The organism is Paenibacillus sp. PvR133, assembly GCF_017833155.1.
Taxonomy (GTDB): domain Bacteria; phylum Bacillota; class Bacilli; order Paenibacillales; family Paenibacillaceae; genus Paenibacillus; species Paenibacillus polymyxa_B.
Genome location: NZ_JAFIBS010000001.1, coordinates 489,197 through 508,721 on the forward strand (window position 1 = coordinate 489,197; position 19,525 = coordinate 508,721).

Sequence of the window (19,525 nt, forward strand, 5' to 3'; positions counted from 1 at the left end):
CCGTCTTCCTTGGGATGCGCGCCGCTTTCGCTTGACGGCGGAGGCGCGCTTGTAGGATTAGAACGCGAATTCGATCGTATCGACGGCACTCTTTGCGCCTGCCGCCGGTTTATGACATTCAATCCGGCTTAGCTCGAGTTGTGGATTTTCCGCAATTTGAGACAGTACCCGCAGGTAATCCTCGGTCAAGGTGCGGATCATCGCTTCTTTGAACAGCTTGGTGGCGTAGAAGAAGCCCCCGCTCAGCGCCCCGTTGTTTTCATACATAAATAGCGTCAGATCGAACTTCGCTTCTTCCAAATGGTCAAGCTCGTAAGTCTTCAGGCTGACCCCTTCCAGCTCGGCGTCTCGTTCTTCGATATTTTGCAAGTCGAAAACGGCATCGAACAGCGGGAAGCGGCCCGGCTCCCGCTTCACATTCAAACGCTCCACGAGCTCCTCCAATGGATAATCCTGGTTCTCGAAAGCACCCAAAGCCGTTTCCTTCACTTCTTCCAGGTAGGACAAGAACGTTTTGTCGTCCGACGGACGATTGCGGATCGCCAGCGTATTGACAAACATCCCGATGACCGGTTCCAAATCGGCGTTCGTTCTTCCCGCCACCGGGGTGCCCACGACCAAGTCCTCCTGCCCGCTGTACTTGGACAGCAGCACGGTATAAGCCGCAAGCAGCACCATGAACAGCGTGCTTTCACGCTCGGCCGCCAATTCGCGCAGCCGCGCAGAGAGAGAAGCTTCGACGTCGAACTCCAGATGCGCGCCTTCGTAGCTGCGAGTCGCGGACCGTTCGTAGTCAATCGGCAGGTCCGCCGTCGGCAGCTCGCCTTCGAAGGTTTGCAGCCAGTACGCTTCCTGCCGCCCGATCCGCTCTCGGTGAGCCTTCGACTGCTGCCAAACGGCATAATCCTTGTATTGAATGCGCAGTGGCGGCAGTTCTTCCCCGGCGTAGAAACTTGAGAACTCATCGATCACAATCGCCATCGATACGCCGTCGGACACCATATGGTGCATGTCGAAAAGGAGAATATGCAGGTTCGACTCCAGCTCGATGACCCCGGCTCGCAGCAGCGGCGGCTTGCCGAGATCAAACGGACGAACGAAGCTGCGGACGATCTGCTCGATTTGAGCCGCATCTTCTTTATCCGCTTGATGATGCTCGATAGCAAAATCGACCTGCGGGTAAATCCGCTGAACCGCTTCGCCCTTCACGATTTCAAAACCGGTGCGCAGCGATTCATGCCGTGTTATCAATTTCCGCAAGGCGGCTTCCAACCGGTCTAAATCAAACTCGCCTTCCACCTGCACCAGCTCCGGCATGTTGTAAAGCTGATCCGCTCCATCCAGCGTGTGCTGAATGAACAGCCGTTTCTGCGCGGAGGACAGAGGGTAGTACTCTCTCTCCTCCGCTTGAGGAATGGCCTCATGCTCCCGCCGTTCCATCCGGGCGATCGCCTCGGCCATCGCCGCAATCGTCGAGTGACGGAATACGTCGCGCAGCGGCAGGTTGACGTTTAATTCCTTAAATACCTTGCCCGCCAGCGTCGTCGCTCGCAGGGAGTGGCCGCCGATGTCAAAGAAGTTGTCGTGAACGCCAATCTCCTTCCCAAGCCCCAGCACCTCCTGCCAAATCGCCGCCAGCTTCGTTTCCAGCTCATTGCGCGGTGCGACGTACTCCGTTCCGCTTCCCGCTTCCCCTTCCGGCGCTGGAAGTGCCTTCCGGTCAATCTTTCCGTTCGGCGTCAGAGGCAGGCGCTCCAGCTCCACGAAGTACGACGGGATCATGTAGCCCGGCAGCTCCTGCGCCAGCGCGCCGCGCAGATCGTTCACTGCCAGCTCCGCTCCGGTATCCGGCGTGTAATACGCGCATAGCGCCTTCTGCCCGTTCGCGTCACTTCGAACCAGCACCACCGCTTCGTGCACGCCTTCCACCCGCAGCAGCTGCGACTCGATCTCGCCCGTCTCGATCCGGTAGCCCCGGATTTTCGCCTGGGTGTCGATCCGGCCGATGAAGTCCACGTTGCCGTCTTCCATCCACCGCGCCAAGTCTCCTGTGCGGTACAGCCGCTCGCCCGCGGCGAACGGGCTGTCTACGAACTTCTCTTCTGTCAGCTCCGGACGGTTCAAGTACCCGCGCGCTACCCCGACTCCGCCGATGACCAGCTCGCCCAGCACCCCGACCGGCACCGGATTCAGATGCGCATCCACGATGTAGAATTTCGCATTCAGCCACGCTTTGCCAATCGGCACATGGCCTGTCTGCGGCAGCTTCGTCAGCGGCTCGTCGTAGAAGCTTGAGTCGATCGCCGCTTCCGTCACGCCGTATGCGTTGATGATCCGGAACAACGAGCCGAAGCGTTCCTGCAAGGTCCGGTAATCCGCCACGCTGCAGCTGTCCGAGCTCGTGATCAACAGCTCCATCCAGCTCATATCCAGCCGCTGATCGTGCACGTACTCCAGGAACGGCACGATCAGCGCCGGCGTCGATTCGAAGATGGTGACCCGCTCCCGCTCCATCCAGTGGTGCAGACGAGACGGATCGATCCGGTCGTCCTTCGGCACAATCACCATCGTGCCTCCGTTATACAGCGTCCGGGCGATGTCTCCCACGAACACGTCAAACGAGAAGCTTGCGAGCTGCAGCAGCCGCACAGGGAACTGATCCAACCGGTATTCCCGCCGGTAGCCCGCCGCCGTGTTCACCAGGCTGCGGTGCTCGATCATCACGCCCTTCGGCTTGCCCGTCGTTCCCGACGTGTAGATCACGTACGCCAGGTCCTCCGGACGGCATTCGTGCAAGTGATCATCCGCTTCCAGCGGCGCATTCGCCCGCTCGTCGCTGTACGACGCTTCGTCGTCGAGGTACAGCACCGCCGCCAGCGCCAGCTCCTCTTCGCCGAGCCATGCTTCGGCACGCTCTCGCAGCGCCGTTTGCGTCAGCAGCACCTTCGCTCCGCTGTCTTCAAGCATGAACCGCACGCGGTCTGCCGGATAATCCGGGTCGAGCGGCACATACGCCCCGCCCGCTTTCCAGACGGCCAGCACGGCCACCAGCAAGTCCACCGAACGCTCGGCGAGAATGCCGACGATCGTCTCCCGGCCGATGCCGCTTGCGCGCAGCGTGGCCGCCAAACGGTTCGCCCGCTCGTTCAGCTCCGCATACGTAAGCCGGTCGTTCTCGTACACGACGGCCTCCGCTTCCGGCGTGCGCTCCGCCTGTTCCTCGAACAGCCGGTGGAACGCGGCCACAGGAGCCACTTCCGGCTGCGCTGGGTTGAACGCGCCGAGAATTTGTTCTTTTTCCTCTGCCGTCAGCAAGTTCAGCTCGGCGATCTTCGCATCTGGACGGCTTACGATCGTTACGAGCAGCTGCTCGTAATGTTTCGCCAGCCGTTCGATCGTCTCCCTTTTGTAGAGAGCCGTCGCATATTCGAAGCTGTAATCCAAGCCGCCGTTCTCCTCGCCCACATCCAAGCTGATATCAAACTTCGCGGTATCCAGTGCGCTCGGATAAGGAATCAGGCGAAGCCCTTCCAGCTCAAATTCCTCGTTCTCAATATTCTGCATCGTAAACAGCGTGTCGAAGAGCGGATTGCGGCTTAAATCACGGGTGACTTGCACCTTGTCCACCAATTCTTCGAACGGATAGTTTTGATGCTCGAAGGCGTGGAGGGTCGTTTCTTTGACTTCGTTCAGGTATGACAGGAATGTCTTCTCCGAAGCCGGATAACTGCGGATAGCCAGCGTGTTTAAGAAAATCCCGATCAACGGCTGCACATCCCCATGATTCCTTCCGGCAATCGGCGTACCGACGATCACGTCTTCCTGACCTGAATATTTATGCAGAAGGACGTTATACGCCGCAAGCAGCACCATAAACAGCGTTGTGCCCGTTTCCGAGGCCAGCTGCTTCAGGCCGTCGGTTTTCGAAGCGTCGAAGAAAAACTCCAGCGTTTGGCCTTCGTAGCTCTGCACGGCCGGACGCGGATAGTCGGTCGGCATTTCCAGCACCGGAAGCTCGCCTTGGAACATGTCCAGCCAGTACGCCTCCTGACGCTGAAGCCGTTCCTTCTGCTCCTGCGAATGCTGCCAAACGGTGTAGTCTTTGTACTGAACGCGCAGAGGCTCCAATTGCTCGCCGCCGTACAAGCGGACGAATTCTTCAACAAAGATTTCCATCGAGACGCCGTCGGAAATAATATGATGCATGTCGTACATTAGAATATGGCGTTCCGGAGCCAGCTCGACAAGGCCTACCCTCAGCAGCGGAGGCTTCGCCAAGTCAAACGGACGGACGAAACGGCGAACCGTCTCTTCGGCCTCTTGCTCATCCACTCGATAGAACTCCACAGCAAAATTCACGTCATGGTATAACCGCTGCGATGCTTCGCCATCCACCATTTCGAACCCGGTGCGCAGCATTTCATGCCGCGCCACGAGCTTACGGAACGCTTCTTCGAACCTTGTCCGATCCAAAGCACCCTCCAGCAGCATCGCTTCCGGCATGTTGTAGCTAAGCTCCGCGCCTTCCAGTTGATTCAGGATAAAGAGACGTTTTTGAGCAAAAGATTGCGGGTACACCTCCCGGTCATCCGCCACCGGAATGGCAACGAATGTCTGCTCATCCAGCCGGGAAATGACGGATGCCATGCTCTCGATCATGGAATGGCGGAACACGTCACGCAGCGGCAGATCCACGTTCAACTCTTTATGAATCTTGCTGACCAGCGTCGTCGCCCGCAGGGAGTGGCCGCCGATGTCGAAGAAGTTGTCGTGAACGCCAATCTCCTTCGCAAGCCCCAGCACCTCCTGCCAAATCGCCGCCAGCTTCGTTTCCAGCTCATTGCGCGGTGCGACGTACTCCGTTCCGCTTCCCGCTTCCCCTTCCGGCGCCGGCAGCGCCTTCCGGTCAATCTTTCCGTTCGGCGTCAGAGGCAGGCGCTCCAGCTCCACGAAGTACGACGGGATCATGTAGCCCGGCAGCTCCTGCGCCAGCGCGCTGCGCAAATCGTTCACCGCCAGCTCCGCTCCGGTATCCGGCGTGTAATACGCGCATAGCGCCTTCTGCCCGTTCGCGTCACTTCGAACCAGCACCACCGCTTCGCGCACGCCTTCCACCCGCAGCAGCTGCGACTCGATCTCGCCCGTCTCGATCCGGTAACCCCGGATTTTCGCCTGGTTGTCGATCCGGCCGATGAAGTCCACGTTGCCGTCTTCCATCCACCGCGCCAAGTCTCCTGTGCGGTACAGCCGCTCGCCCGCGGCGAATGGGCTGTCTACGAACTTCTCTTCCGTCAGCTCCGGACGGTTCAAGTACCCGCGCGCCACTCCGACTCCGCCGATGACCAGCTCGCCCAGCACCCCGACCGGCACCGGGTTCAGATGCGCGTCCACGATGTAGAATTTCGCATTCAGCCACGCTTTGCCGATCGGCACATGGCCTGTCTGCGGCAGCTTCGCCAGCTCCTCGTCGTAGAAGCTGGAGTCGATCGCCGCTTCTGTCACGCCGTATGCGTTGATGATCCGGAACAACGAGCCGAAGCGTTCCTGCAAGGTCCGGTAATCCGCCACGCTGCAGCTGTCCGAGCTCGTGATCAACAGCTCCATCCCGCTCATATCCAGTTGCTGCTCGTGCACGTACTCCAGGAACGGCACGATCAGCGCCGGCGTCGATTCGAAGATGGTGACCCGCTCCCGCTCCATCCAGTGGTGCAGACGAGACGGATCGATCCGGTCGTCCTTCGGCACAATCACCATCGTGCCTCCGTTGTACAGCGTCCGCGCGATATCTCCCACGAACACGTCGAACGAGAAGCTTGCGAGCTGCAGCAGCCGCACCGGGAACTGATTCAACCGGTATTCCCGCCGGTAGCCCGCCGCCGTGTTCACCAGGCTGCGGTGCTCGATCATCACGCCCTTCGGCTTGCCCGTCGTTCCCGACGTATAGATCACGTACGCCAGGTCCTCTGGACGGGCTTCATGGAAGCTGTCGGTGCCAACATTCTGATGGCTCTCACCGCCGTCGTCCACAGCATCCGTCAGCTTGCCGGAGACCATGCCGGAGCCAATCGGCGCATTCGCCCGCTCCTCGCTGTACGACGCTTCGTCGTCGAGGTACAGCACCGCCGCCAGCGCCAGCTCCTCTTCGCCGAGCCAGGCTTCGGCACGCTCTCGCAGCGGCGTTTGCGTCAGCAGTACCTTCGTTCCGCTGTCTTCAAGCATGAACCGCACGCGGTCCGCCGGATAATCCGGGTCGAGCGGCACATACGCCCCACCCGCTTTCCAGACGGCCAGCACGGCCACCAGCAAGTTCACCGAACGCTCGGCGAGAATGCCGACGATCGTCTCCCGGCCGATGCCGCTTGCGCGCAGCGTGGCCGCCAAGCGGTTCGCCCGCTCGTTCAGCTCCGCATACGTCAGCCGCTCGTTCTCGTACACGACGGCCGCCTCTTCCGGCGTGCGCTCCGCCTGTTCCTCGAACAGCCGGTGGAACGCTGCCACAGGAGCCGCTTCCGGCTGCGCCGGGTTAAACGCGCCGAGAATTTGCTCTTTTTCCTCTTCCGTCAACAAGTTCAGCTCGGCAATCTTCGCATCCGGACGGCTTACGATCGCCGCAAGCAAATGTCCGAAATGAGTCGACAGCCGCCGGATCGTGCTTTCTTTATAAAGAGCCGTTGCGAATTCAAAGCTGCACTCCAGGCCGCCGTTTTCTTCCGTAACATCCACACTCAGGTCGAACTTGGCCGTGCCGTATTCGCTAGGGTACGGGGACAATTTCAGCCCTTCCAGCTCAAACTCTTTATCCTCCAAGTTTTGCAGGGAGAACATCGTGTCAAACAGCGGGTTGCGGCTCAAATCCCGGCTGACCTGCACTTTATCAACGAGCTCTTCGAACGGATAATTCTGATGCTCGTAAGCGCCTAAGGTCGTTTCTTTCACTTCTTCCAAATACGACAGGAAGGTCTTCTCCGAAGCCGGATAATTGCGGAGCGCCAGCGTATTGACGAACATTCCGATCAAAGGCTGCGTGTCTCCGTGCGTTCTGCCCGCAATCGACGTTCCGACGATCAAATCGTCCTGACCTGTGTATTTATGCAAAAGCACGGTATATGCCGCAAGCAGCACCATATACAGCGTCGTTCCTCTTTGAGCGGCCAGCTGCTTCAAGCCTTCGTTCGTTGCCTCGTCCACGAAGGACGTCAGCGTTTGTCCCTCAAAGCTCTGCACGGCAGGACGCGGATAGTCCGTCGGCATTTCCAGAACCGGCAGCTCGCCCCGGTAACGGTCCAGCCAGTAAGCTTCCTCGCGTTTCAACTGCACTTTTTGCTCGTCCGACTGCTGCCATACCGCATAGTCCTTGTATTGAATGCGCAAAGGCTCTAATGATTCGCCGCCGTACAGACGAACGAGTTCCTCGACTAACACGTCCATCGAAACCCCGTCGGAGACGATATGGTGCATGTCGAACATCAGCAAATAACGTTCGGCTGCCAGCTCTACGAGCTCCGCCCGCAGCAGCGGAGGCTTCGCCAAGTCGAAAGGCCGGATAAAGTCCTGCACGACTTCAGGCGCTTCTTCCTCGCTCGCATGACGGTACTCGACGGCAAAGTCGACGCTCTCGTAAATGCGCTGTATTGCTTCGCCTTGTACGATCTCAAAGCTGGTTCGCAGTGTTTCGTGCCGTGCGATCAGTCCGCGGAAAGCCTTCTCCAGCAGGCTCCGGTCAATCGATCCTTCCAGCAGCAGCACGCTCGGCATGTTGTAGCTCTGATCGGCCCCTTCCAGCTGATTCAGGATAAACAGCCGCTTCTGAACTGAGGAAAGCGGATAATATGCTCTTGCGCCTGTCAGCGGAATCGACGAGAACGACTGCTCTCCGATCCGGGAGATGGCAAGAGCCATCTCTTCGATCGTCGAGTAGCGGAATACGTCGCGCAGAGGCAGCTCGACGTTCATTTCCTTCTGAATCTTGCTGACAAGGTTCGTCGCCCGCAAGGAGTGACCTCCGAGCTCGAAGAAATTGTCCAGGACTCCAATGCCAGAGTAGCCCAGCACTTCCTCCCAGATCTTCACAAGCTGGGACTCCGTCCGGTTACGCGGCGCTACGTATTCGACGCCCGTTTGTATGCCGCCTTGCGGCTCCGGCAGCGCTTTGCGGTCCACTTTGCCGTTGGTCGTCAGCGGCATACGCTCCAACTGCACGAAGTACGACGGGATCATGTACCCCGGCATTCCCTGGGCCAGCGAGGTTCTCATTTCGCTGACCGTCAGTGTCCGGTCCGCCACAAAGTAGGCGACAAGCGCCTTCTCGCCCCCGCCGTCCTGACGGGCAAGCACCACCGCTTCTTCCACGCCCTCGACGTTCAGCAGCTGCGTCTCGATTTCGTCCAGTTCGATCCGGTACCCGCGGATTTTGACCTGGTGGTCGATCCGGCCCAGGTATTCGATGTTGCCGTCCGGCAGCCAAGCCGCCAAGTCGCCCGAGCGGTACAGTTTCTCCCCCTCCGCAAACGGGGAATCGACGAACTTCTCCGCCGTCAGATCCGGACGGTTCAGGTATCCTCTCGCAAGGCCTTCCCCGGCCACGTACATTTCGCCCGCTACGCCGATCGGCACTGGGCGGCGGTTTTCATCCAGGACGTACACCCTCAGCGTCGGGATCGGCTTGCCGATATTGCTCTTCGCCGCCTCCATTTCGACCCACGTTATTTCCTTATACGTCACGTGAACCGTCGTCTCGGTAATGCCGTACATATTGATCAGCTTCGTCTCCGGGTACTTCGTCTTGAAGCCCTTGAGCAGCAGCGGACTCAGCGCTTCGCCCCCAAAGATCACATTGCGAATCCGCAAATCGTATGGATGATCCGTCAAGACCTCACGCAGCAGCTGGTAGAAGTACGTTGGTGTCTGGTTCAAAATGGTAACCTGTTCGCGGCCCAGCAGCGCCAGGAAATCGGCCGGATTTTTCGCCGTGAGTGGCGGTACGATGACCAGCTTGCCTCCATACAGCAGCGCTCCGTACATTTCCCAGACGGAGAAATCGAAGCAGAACGAGTGGAACAGCGTCCACGTGTCGGATGGCCCGAAGTCAAACAGGTTCTTGTCGTTGAACAGGAGGCGCACGACGTTCTTATGCTCGATCAGCGTTCCTTTCGGTCTGCCGGTCGTTCCCGACGTGTAGATGACATATGCCAGGTTGCCCGGCCCGGAAATCGGCTCCAGGTTCGAAGCGTCCAGCGCATCGGCGGAGTCCGCCCCTCTGTCGCCCCAAACGAAATCGTCCAATTCGAGGCGCGTTCCTGCGAAGTTGGTCTTCTCGTGCAGATGCTTTTGAATTAGCAATAACGGCGCGCCCGAATCCTCGATCATGAAGCGGATGCGCTCCTCCGGGTAGTCGGGATCGACAGGCACGTAGGCTCCGCCCGCTTTGAGAATCGCCAGAATGCCGACAACCATATCGAGCGAGCGTTCGGCCAGAATCGCTACCAGCTGGTCCGCTTCTACTCCCGTCTCCCGCAGCTTCCGCGCAAGGCGGTTGGATCGCTCGTTCAGCTCGCGGTAGGTCAGCTGCCGCTCGTTCATGACGGCGGCCACGTTGTCCGGGTAAAGCTCCGCCTGCTCTTCGAACAATTGAACGAGCGTCTTCCCGCGCGGAAATTCCGTGGTGGTGTCGTTAAAACGTCCGAGAAGGTCGGCCTTTTCCGCTTCCGTCACTAGTTCCAGCTCGCCCACGGTAATTTCCGGGTTATCCGTCACTTGCTCCAGCAGATGGACGAGATGCCCCTTGAGCCGCTCGATGCTGTCTTTATCGAACACTTCGGCGTTAAAGTCGAACCGAATTTCGATCTCGGCTCCCGGCACCACGGTCACGTTGAAGTTATAGTTCGTCTGCTCCTCCATCTGAACGTCAGCGATCGTCAGGTCGCCGTGCTGCTGGTCGCCCGCCTGCTCCATCTGCTCGTCCACCGGATAGTTCTCGAAAGCGATGATATGGTTGATCAGGTTCTGCTTTTGCACGCTGCGGGCTTGAATTTCATACAGCGGATAGTAATCATATCGCCCGGACTCCAGCGCACGCTCTTGGAGATTCGCCATCATATCGGCGAACACGGTGTCGGCTTCGCTCGTGACGCGGACCGGCACCGTATTGATGAACAGCCCGATCATGGACTCGATGCCCGGGATTTCCACCGGTCTTCCGGCCACGACGCTGCCGAATACGGCATCGTTTGTTCCGTTATATTTTTGCAGCATCACGCCCCACGCGGCTTGCAGCAGCGTATTGACCGTAACCAGGCGCTGTTTCGCCACCCGGTCCATCCGCTCGCTCAAGTCCTTACCCAGCTCGGCGGTGACGTGATCTGCCGTAAATCTGCCGTTCGACGCCGCTTCCTTTTGTCCCGGGAGTACGGTTTGCCCTTCATAACCTGACAGGAATGCCGTCCAATAGCCGGATGCCGCCTGATCGTCCTGTTTCTCCAACCATTCGATATAGGCGCCATAATCCGATCCCTTATCTCCCGCTGGCTGCGTGCCGGAGGTCAAGGCCGAGTATATCTCAAACAGCTCCTGCGTCAGCTGCGCCAGGCACCAGCCGTCCATCAAAATATGCTGGAAACTCCACAGCACATGATAGCTTTGCTCTTCGGTGCGCAGGATCGTAACCCGAACGAGCGCGTCATATTCCATGTCGAAGCCGCGACGCTTGTCATCCTCAGCCTTTTTATCCAAATACGCTTGTTTCTCGTCCACCTGCAAATGAAGCAACTCTTCATATTCAAAGCCGACCGGCTTGTCGCGGTATATGATTTGCAGCGGCTCGCCCGCCGGTCCCTTCACAAAATTTGCCCGCAGCACCAGATGACGTTTCGCAAGTTCCATCCAGCTCCTCTCAAAAAGCTGAACGTCGAGCGCTCCACGCATCGTAAAGCGCGTCTGCTCGAAGTAAGCGGCCGTTTGCCGGTCAAGCGCGTTGTGGAACCACATGCCCTTCTGCATCGGCGTAAGCGAGTAAATATTTTCGATTTCCCCGACATGGCCCGAACGCTGGGCGATTTGCTCCAATTCCGCGATGGTCAAGCCTTTAAATTGCACGTCGCTCGGTGTCAATTCGGTATTTTCTTTGCCTGCACAGTGGGTAATGAGCTCTCGAAGACTTTTCTCAAACTGCTGAGCGAAGGCTTCCATCGTTTCCTTGCGATACTGCTTCCGGCTGTAGCTGAGATCGAGCGATAAAGCGCCGTCCAGCACCATGCCGTTGATATCCAGCACAAAGCTGCGGGCCTGCCGGTCGCTGGCCGGGCTGCCGCTGGAATAAGAAGATATGCCGATCTCGTCCTGATTGACATCATCGTCGAACTGGCCGAGGTAGTTAAAATTAATTTCCGGCTCTGCGCCCCAAACAAAGCCATCCTCCGATTTGGAGAGATAGCGGCATACGCCGTACCCAAGCCCCTTGTTCGGAATGCGGCGCAAGCTTTCCTTGACCTGTTTAATCTGATAGGCCAAATCCCGGTCGGTTTCCGGCTCCAGGACGACCGGAAACTTGGTCGTAAACCAGCCGACTGTGCGCGTGATGTCGATATCCGTTCCGATCGATTCGCGTCCGTGTCCTTCGAGATTGATCCGCACCCGTTCGTGTCCCGTCCACTTGCGAACGGCTATGCCGAGCGCCGTTACCAAAATATCGTTCATTTCGGTGTTGTAGGCCCGGTGAACCCGCTTCAGCAGCAGCTCCGTTTCTTCGGGAGTCAAACGGACGAACAGCGATTCGCTGTCCTGCTGCGTCGTAACGTCCGCCTCCAGATCCTTCGGCACAGCCGGAACCGCAATTTGTTCCACGGCCTGCCAATAGGCCCGTTCCTTCGCCATCTCCGGGCTTTGCGCGTAAGCGGCCAGCTGCTCGGACCAAGTGCGGTACGCATCCGTTTTCGCCGAGAAACGAATTTCCTCGCTTTTGCCGGCCTGCTCGTAACCCAGAGCGAAATCCTCCATCAAAATGCGCCAAGACACGCCGTCCACCACGGCATGATGAACCGCGAGCAGCAAATGATCGCCGTCCGCGCACCGGAACAGTCCCGCCTTCACGAGGGGCCCGTTCTCCAGATCGATGCCCGCTTGAATGTCCGTTGTCTTCGCTTCCACAGCCTGCGCGGTATTCTCCGCATCCTTGAAGTCGAACACGTCCAGCGTGAACAGCCCGCCGTCCTGAATCGCGCGGTTCCGCGCGCTAAACCCTTTTTCCGTCTTGCGGAACACCATCCGCAAGGCGTCATGATGCTCGGCCAGCTTTTGCAGCACCTGACGCACCGTCTCTTCGTCGAAGCGTTCCTTCCGGTACAGCATTACCGACTGGTTGAAATGATGCGGGTCCGCAAAGGAGCTCTCGAAAAACCAATGCTGAATCGGCGTCAGCGCCGTTTCACCCGTTATTTCGCCCTGATCAATGGTACGTCCGATCGGTTTCACATGCAGGCTGAGCTGTGAAATAGTCGGATATTTGAACAAATCCCGGATTTCCAGCTTGTAGCCGGCTTGATGAAGCCGCGAAGATACTTGAATGGACTTGATCGAGTCTCCGCCCAGCTCGAAGAAATGATCCGTTACCCCAACGCGATCAGCGTTCAATACCGCCTGCCACACATCGGCAAGCGTCCGCTCGGCTTCATTGCGGGGAGCTACGTACGCGCCGCCGGTCAGCGCGTTTCCTTCCGGAGCGGGCAAAGCCTTGCGGTCGATTTTGTCGTTCGGCGTGAGCGGCATCTGCGGAAGCTGAACAAAATGCGCCGGAATCATGTAATTCGGCAATTTTTGCGCCAGCGCGCTTCTTAGCTCGCCGAGCGTAAGCGGGCGCCCCGCGACCAGGTAAGCGCACAGTTCTTGCCCGCTTTTGCCTTCCCGCGCGATTACGATCGTCTCCTGCACGGAGTCGATCTTCAGAAGCTGCTCTTCAATCTCGCCGATCTCGATCCGGAATCCACGGATTTTCACCTGATGGTCGATCCGGCCCAAGTACTCAATATTTCCGTCCGGCAGCCAGCGGGCGAGATCTCCCGTCCGGTAAAGGCGTTCTCCCGGCGCAAACGGATGTTCCACGAACTTCTCTGCCGTCAGCTCCGGATGGTTCAGGTAACCTCTCGCAAGCCCCACGCCTGCCACGCACAGCTCGCCGTCCACTCCCGGAGGCACAAGCTGCAGGTGGGCATCCAAAATAAAAATCCGGTGATTGGCCAGCGGGCGCCCGATCGGAATGACTCTGCCCTCCGGCTGCTCCTCATCCGCATCCCAAAGCGTCGTAACAATCGAAGCTTCGGTAGGGCCGTAAGCATTGAAATAGTGGACCTTGCGTTTCCACTGCTGCACGAATTCGGCCGATACCGCCGAGCCTCCCGTTACGAGCTTCGTTAAGCTGGGAAGGCGGTCCGGGTTCAAATAAGCACTGTACGTCGGAGGCAAAATCGCCGCCGTAATCGCATGCTCGTTCATATAACTCTCGAACAGGCGGTTGTCGAGAATCGTCTCGGCCGTCGGGATGTACAAAGCCGCGCCAAAATAGAGCGCTTTGAACACTTCCCAGCAGGACGCGTCGAACGACAGGCTGGCGAATTGAACGATCCGGTCATGCTCCGTGATGCCCAGCCTGTCCGCGAACATCAGCTTCAAGCTGACCAAACCGCGATGCTCCAGCATGACCCCTTTGGGATTGCCCGTCGTACCTGACGTATAGATGACATAAGCCAGATCGTTCGGACCGCTGGCCGGCTCCAGGTTCGAGCCATCGTCGCTGTAGGCCTGCTCGTCATCCAGCGCCACCACGGTCCCTTCGAACGGCACCTGCTGCAGCAGGTGCCGTTGAGTCAGCAGCAGCTGCGCATTCGAGTTCTCCAGAATGTAGCGGATGCGTTCTTCCGGGTATTCCGGGTCGATCGGCACGTAGGCACCGCCAGCTTTCAGAACCGCCAGAATGCCAACGACCGTCTCCAGCGATCTCCTGACCATCAAGCCTACCAGCTGATTGGGCAGCACGCCGACCGATCGCAACGTCCGCGCCAGCCGGTTCGCCCGTTCGTTCAGCTCCGCGTACGAAAGCCGCCGACCCTCAAAGACAACCGCCGTCGCTTCGGGCACCCGCTTCGCCTGCTCCTCCACGAGCTGATGAATCGTCCGATCACGGGGATAGTCCTTCTCGGTATCGTTAAAGCTTTGCAGCAATTGAAATTTCTCGTCTTCCGACAGCATGTCCGCCCGCACGATGTCCAGCTCCAACTCGTGAAGCCCCACGGCCAGCAGGCGATTCAGATGGCCGACGACCCGAGTCATAAACTCGGAGTCATATAAGTGCTCGTTATATGACAGCGCTAGCTGTATCGTCCCGTCGGTTAAGCTGAATTCAAAGGAACAATCCGTGACCACATTTTGCCCGATTTCGTCCAGATGCAGCTCCTTAAGGGATACTAGCGTATGGATGACGGGTATACCGTCTGCATATTGCAGGTCCAGCTTCTCCGTCATTTTCAAGAACGGAATATGTTGATGCTGAATCGCTTCCGGCAAGGAAGTCCTCAGCTCGCTCAGAAGCGTTTTAAAAGTCGCACCCGCCGAAAGCGAGTTTTTCAAAATGACCGTATGATTAACGGATCGACGCGTCTCCGTCGGTTTCCGTACAACCGGCATGCCGACCAGAATGTCAGAAGCGCCTGTGTATTTATGCAAGAGTGACTGAACACCGGCGAGCAAAATCATAAAAGCGGCCAGCGGAGCGCCCTTGCTCATTTGAAGGACGCGCTGCGCCGCTTTTTCCGAAAGCGAACCGCCCACGGTTTTCATAATGGGCGCCAGGGAGCTTGGAGCTTTGCTGTAAGGCAGCGGCGTCAAGGTATAATCGTCGCTACCGAATTTTTCGTTCCAAAACAACGTTTCTTTTTCAAAAGCCATCTGGATCGTTCCCCTCTCTTCATCGGTAAAAGCAATCCGGCGGAGCATATGCCGCAGCAACGCTTCAGCCTCGCTCCCCGCCTTTTCAAACATGTGACAACAATGTCAATGGCTTTCGCCAGGTCACCGCTTCGCTTGCCCGTTTGATCGCATGCGGCAATCCTCTGCCTAGCAGCTGTCCCGCTCAGCTCCCATGCGTGAAAGACAACAAAGAGCATCGTTCTACGCAAGAGATGCAGCTGCTTCCGGCTCCTCTGCTTCAATATGCTTGCTGCGGACGAGCCGCCCGAAGACGGGCTTTGGTTTAACATTGGGTTCGGAATTAGATTTGGGGGTGGACAAGGGATGTTCCACCCATCGATGTTAGGCTTGCTGTAGGGTTCCGGCCGGCCAGCAGGAAGTCGACCGTACCTCCGGATTCGGCACCGGAGCTGCCTTTGTCGAAGCCTATGTTTAAGGGATATTGATACACTCTATGTACGATTTTAGTATTCCCCCGCCTGGTGTGGATAAGTAAAGATCTGGCTGCGGGGTAGTGAGCTTTTCCTGACGATTAGATGTGACAATGGTGCTGCATGAGGCTCAAAGAATGCTCCGTATGGCATAAACGGGACAGCCCTTGGATCGGCGGTGAATTCCATGCTGCCTGACGGTATCGCAGGCAGCATGGGGAGAAAATCTTCCAATGGGATGAAAACGTTATCTTAACATCAGGGCCGCACGACCCCCAGAAGGCACTTCCGTGCCTCTTGCCGGGGCGTCCACCTGCTTTCGTTACCAGCAAATCCTGGGTCTCCTGAGAGATCACCTGCTGCATACTGGACTTGATAATGTCGCAGCCGGCGGCCAGATGCTCCATCGAGACGGTCAGCGGAGGCATGATCTTCAGCACGCAGTCTCCTCTGCCGGCTCTTTCAATGATGAGTCCGTTCTCGAAGCTGATCTCCGTCATCCGCTTCGCCCCGGCTTCATCCTTTCTGAACCTTCTGAAGTCATGGAGCAACATATTCTCGGCAGTCATTTTCCACAATTGTCGGTCCCCGCATGCCAGCTTGCTGGGTAGCCAGTGGACTGGTCTCTCGCACACAGCTTGGATAGGTATAAAAACCATCCAATTCTATTTTCTATCATAATTGGAAAGGTAACCTAGGTAAAATTATATCAAAATTCCGAAGAATGTATAGTAAAACTTTAGTTAAATTTGGTCAAGGTGTTAATATTTTGCCTAAAAATAGCGAATGGAGAAGAAACGCTGGGAATGGTTTTCCATCAATCGAGGAATTCGACGCGTGTCGACATTCAGGCGGGGTGCCGGCCGATTTGGGAGATATTCCCTGTATACATTCTCTGCCGGTGCTCCGAATCCTTGCGCTTTGCGATAACTTAACATGATTACCTGACGAATTTCTGGAAGCCTGGCTGGAAACGTGACTGGATGTCAGCTGGATATTCTGCTGGAAAATCCGTTGGATACTCGGTTGGAACTGCCCGGCTGGAAGCTGGCCGTAGCGTCCGCCCGGATGGCAGCCGGCATAGTTTTGTATCCCGCCGTCTTCACTGCGCCTCTGCTAGAGTAAAGGGCAGATAAATTCTGCCCCTCCTCATCAAACCGTACGTGAGGTTTTCCCTCATACGCTTCTTGGCATACCATTTTGTGAGTCGCTGAAGGATGTACCAGTCACGTTTAGCCATCTTCCTTTGGCTGTAGGTCGTAACGTAGTAGTTACGCCAACCCTGTATTTTCGGGTTTAAGTATTCCAAATGTTCTTGGAATGATTTGTGACGCATATTCGCAGGGGCTAGTCGTTCCTTCACGACTTCCCTAATTCGCTCCTCTGCCTTACGGCACAGCCATTGTTGGGTCGTATAATATACTTGGCTTTCGGAAGTTTCGGCCTTCGTCTTTCGGTGATGCATGCCTAGGAAGTCGAAGCCTTCTTCTCCTGTCCATAGTCCGACGATTCGCGTTTTGGTCGGGTGTAACGTTAACTCCAGACGTTCCATTATCGTTCGAATGATCTCGTATGCCCGATCCGCATCCTTCTTGGGGATAAATTGGCGCTTTACGGGTTTCCCATACCCTGGCCTTTACCTTGTTTTATCCATTTTTCTATCGTGGTGGGAATCGGATATGCTTGAGCCATAATGCCCCTCCATTCACCTCGTAGTTTCTTAATGCAAAAAAAGCCCCATTGTAAAAACAAGGTGCCTGACTTTAAGATGTGTGATATATAATTTTTCAAGAGAGATTTCAGTACTAGGCTAGCTTCTTAATAAACTAACTTTCGACAAAAAAGCGTAAATTATAAAGGATGTATATTTAGTGAGATTATACCATGAATTGTGCTTTAAGGGATAAAAAAATAGGTCTTACCATCATAAATATCTTGGTTATCGAGGTTGATATACAATCGCTCAGCACGTAATTTCACATCTTTGGTCTCCGTCGGATTATCTTAGGTTGCTTTCTTTTATTCTCCAATCCCTTTGAAAAATAACACTGCTACAGATAGTGTCGTCTTAGAGGAATCTTAAATTGGGTTGCTTTTTATGAAAAAATTTATGCATCCATTCGTCTTTCTCCAGCTTGGTCAGTATATATTTAGTCGTTATATTTTTTAACTGACGAAACCGATTAATCTCAGATTTTTTAAAGAAACCTTTTGCAGCATACTCCATCAATAACTCGTAATTAATACGCCCAGCACAAACTAAAGAATCCTCACTTAATTGACCAAGTGCATCTTTGACATTAAGCTGCGGACTTGGGATCACTACATTCAAGCTTCCAAAAGGAAGCTCTATTCTTTGAATTTCCTCTTTGACCCCCCCGACTCATGGCTTCCCATGAGCTGTAGAAGGATATACGAGTGTACGCATATACTCCAAGGAGCACTAATATTCAAACCAGGACTCGTAACGAACATCTTATAGACGTCGGTGTGCCCATGGCATCAATTACATCTTGGATGGAAGATCCTATCGTAAATGGAGCGGCCCCCTTCTTCTTTGAGCCAATAGATACTTTCAAATTATGGTTGATATTATTCCACCCAATGATATGATCATTAGAGTCCAATTCCACATTTGATTCCCATAAGTCCATGAGTTTCCGATGACCGATGTCGAAGTTCCCATAACATCAATCACTTTTTGCTTCGGAGACCCTATAGGTAAAAAAAATTGGGACTTTCTTCTTCCAGATTTATATGGATAGCCGTGTGTCCATCTCAATTGGATGGATCATATGTCTAATGTGAACTTAAAACATAACTACTGAAGGCTTTGCAATAATGAGTCCCCTTCACGGCTCCGCGAAGGTTCATTTATCTCTATACCGCTTTAACTTCAAGTCAACAATTCCCTCTATTTCCTGTTTATCGCCCAGGTCTAACTTTCGAAATCCTGAGATTAATTTTGATTCAAGATCATCTAACTTAACTTGAAATAATCCACTATAAAAAGTTGCCGCCTCATCAAGTAACAACCAATCTAAATCAATTTCGAAATTTAGTTTAAGGCAATTACGGTTTCTAAGGATGGTTTGTATTTATCTTTTTCCAATTCACTTAATGTACCCTGAGAAATACCAATAGTAGATGAAAAGCCAGTTTGATTAAGCTTATTTAATTTTCTTATACTCTTTATCTTTTCACCCAAAGTCTTCATTGCTCCACCTACCATCCATAAAAATGAAATACATACTTAATTTATAATAGTTATATATATATTATATATTCATTTGTATTTTAGATAAAAAAACATTTTTTTATCGCGACAATAAGCTCTTGATTTCTCATACTGTTTTCAACAGAAACTTGGATTTCTCCTGCTTCAATTACTTAAGATACCAATACAGGAAAGGGTTCAAAGCCCTTTGATTTGTCATGCAACTATACTCGCTCTGATTGAGCCAAAGCAGTCGCCTCCTGAATTTAATAAAAAAGCCCGATGATACTTGCTCATCGGACTTTTGTTAAATACTTACTAAAAAGAGATATTATTGTTATTTTTCATTAATATTTAGTACACAACTTTATTGTTTAGTACACAACTTTATTGTCCGAAGACAAATTAGTGTCTATATACAATAAAGTTGAGTTCTCAAATCATATTTAAAGCTTCTCCTTCAATTAAAAAAGTCATTTTATAATTATCCGTTATTACTTAGCCCCTCATCGGATTTTAATTTCAAAAAGTTGGCCACTGAATCAGAGAAATAAATCATATAAATAATGTAGATAAGGGGATTAATCAACGCCTCTTTTCCCCAGAGCGAAGGAAGCACAATATCCTGATCTGACAGCCCAATTTGCGACAACATTTCTTCGCCAAAGCGACTGGGAAATTTTGAATACATTGTTGTTGTATAAAAAGAATGGGTTTGTTCAACTTTATCTCTATTTAAAAAATAAAACATGTTCTTTCGGATTTTAGTAAAGCGAATGGCTCTTTGCATGTGAAGCAGGAGGCAGTTATTGTGGGCAATGGTAAACAAGTCGTTATTAATATTTGAATGAGTACAATGAAGGGATTGAAAAAACTCGCGCAAATGTTCAATCCTGGTATGTTAAACGTAGCAAGAGGGATGACA

Annotated in this window: 6 protein-coding genes and 1 pseudogene; 1 reads left to right on the forward strand and 6 read right to left on the reverse strand. The window is 54.5% G+C overall.

Features of this window, described 5'->3' with window-relative positions:
* Positions 1-57 precede the first annotated feature (57 nt).
* Both JOE49_RS02160 and JOE49_RS26765 read right to left on the reverse strand, forming a co-directional pair.
* Positions 58-15,024 carry a non-ribosomal peptide synthetase gene (locus JOE49_RS02160; protein ID WP_209940498.1) on the reverse strand — a complete coding sequence of 4,989 codons (14,967 nt, stop codon included), beginning with the start codon at positions 15,022-15,024 and terminating at the stop codon, positions 58-60.
* Positions 15,025-15,703: 679 nt separating this feature from the next.
* A pseudogene (locus tag JOE49_RS26765) lies at positions 15,704-15,904 on the reverse strand (diaminobutyrate--2-oxoglutarate transaminase); the annotation flags it as partial.
* A gap of 454 nt (positions 15,905-16,358) precedes the next feature.
* Here JOE49_RS26765 and JOE49_RS02170 point away from each other — a divergent pair.
* Positions 16,359-16,508: a hypothetical protein gene (locus tag JOE49_RS02170; protein ID WP_023990470.1), complete on the forward strand. Its 150-nt coding sequence runs from the start codon at positions 16,359-16,361 to the stop codon at positions 16,506-16,508.
* Here JOE49_RS02170 and JOE49_RS26250 read toward each other — a convergent pair.
* The 4 genes from JOE49_RS26250 to JOE49_RS02190 form a co-directional block, all read right to left on the reverse strand.
* Positions 16,486-16,935 carry a group II intron maturase-specific domain-containing protein gene (locus tag JOE49_RS26250; protein WP_245248337.1) on the reverse strand — a complete coding sequence of 150 codons (450 nt, stop codon included), beginning with the start codon at positions 16,933-16,935 and terminating at the stop codon, positions 16,486-16,488. The two genes, JOE49_RS02170 and JOE49_RS26250, sit on opposite strands and share 23 nt — an antisense overlap.
* 516 nt (positions 16,936-17,451) lie before the next feature.
* Positions 17,452-17,706 carry a hypothetical protein gene (locus tag JOE49_RS02180; protein ID WP_023990472.1) on the reverse strand — a complete coding sequence of 85 codons (255 nt, stop codon included), beginning with the start codon at positions 17,704-17,706 and terminating at the stop codon, positions 17,452-17,454.
* Between the two features lie 735 nt (positions 17,707-18,441).
* Positions 18,442-18,600: a helix-turn-helix transcriptional regulator gene (locus tag JOE49_RS26255; RefSeq protein ID WP_233903783.1), complete on the reverse strand. Its 159-nt coding sequence runs from the start codon at positions 18,598-18,600 to the stop codon at positions 18,442-18,444.
* A gap of 484 nt (positions 18,601-19,084) precedes the next feature.
* Entirely contained in the window at positions 19,085-19,483 is a 399-nt protein-coding gene (locus JOE49_RS02190) for a hypothetical protein (RefSeq protein ID WP_209940499.1), read from the reverse strand.
* Positions 19,484-19,525 lie beyond the last annotated feature (42 nt).

What these genes read in the sequence shown, in the direction of transcription:
- JOE49_RS02160 (WP_209940498.1), bottom strand. Translation starts at nt 15,024, where the DNA reads ATGTTTGAAAAGGCGGGGAGCGAGGCTGAAGCGTTGCTGCGGCATATG.
- JOE49_RS26250 (WP_245248337.1), bottom strand. Translation starts at nt 16,935, where the DNA reads ATGGAACGTCTGGAGTTAACGTTACACCCGACCAAAACGCGAATCGTC.
- JOE49_RS26255 (WP_233903783.1), bottom strand. Translation starts at nt 18,600, where the DNA reads ATGAAGACTTTGGGTGAAAAGATAAAGAGTATAAGAAAATTAAATAAG.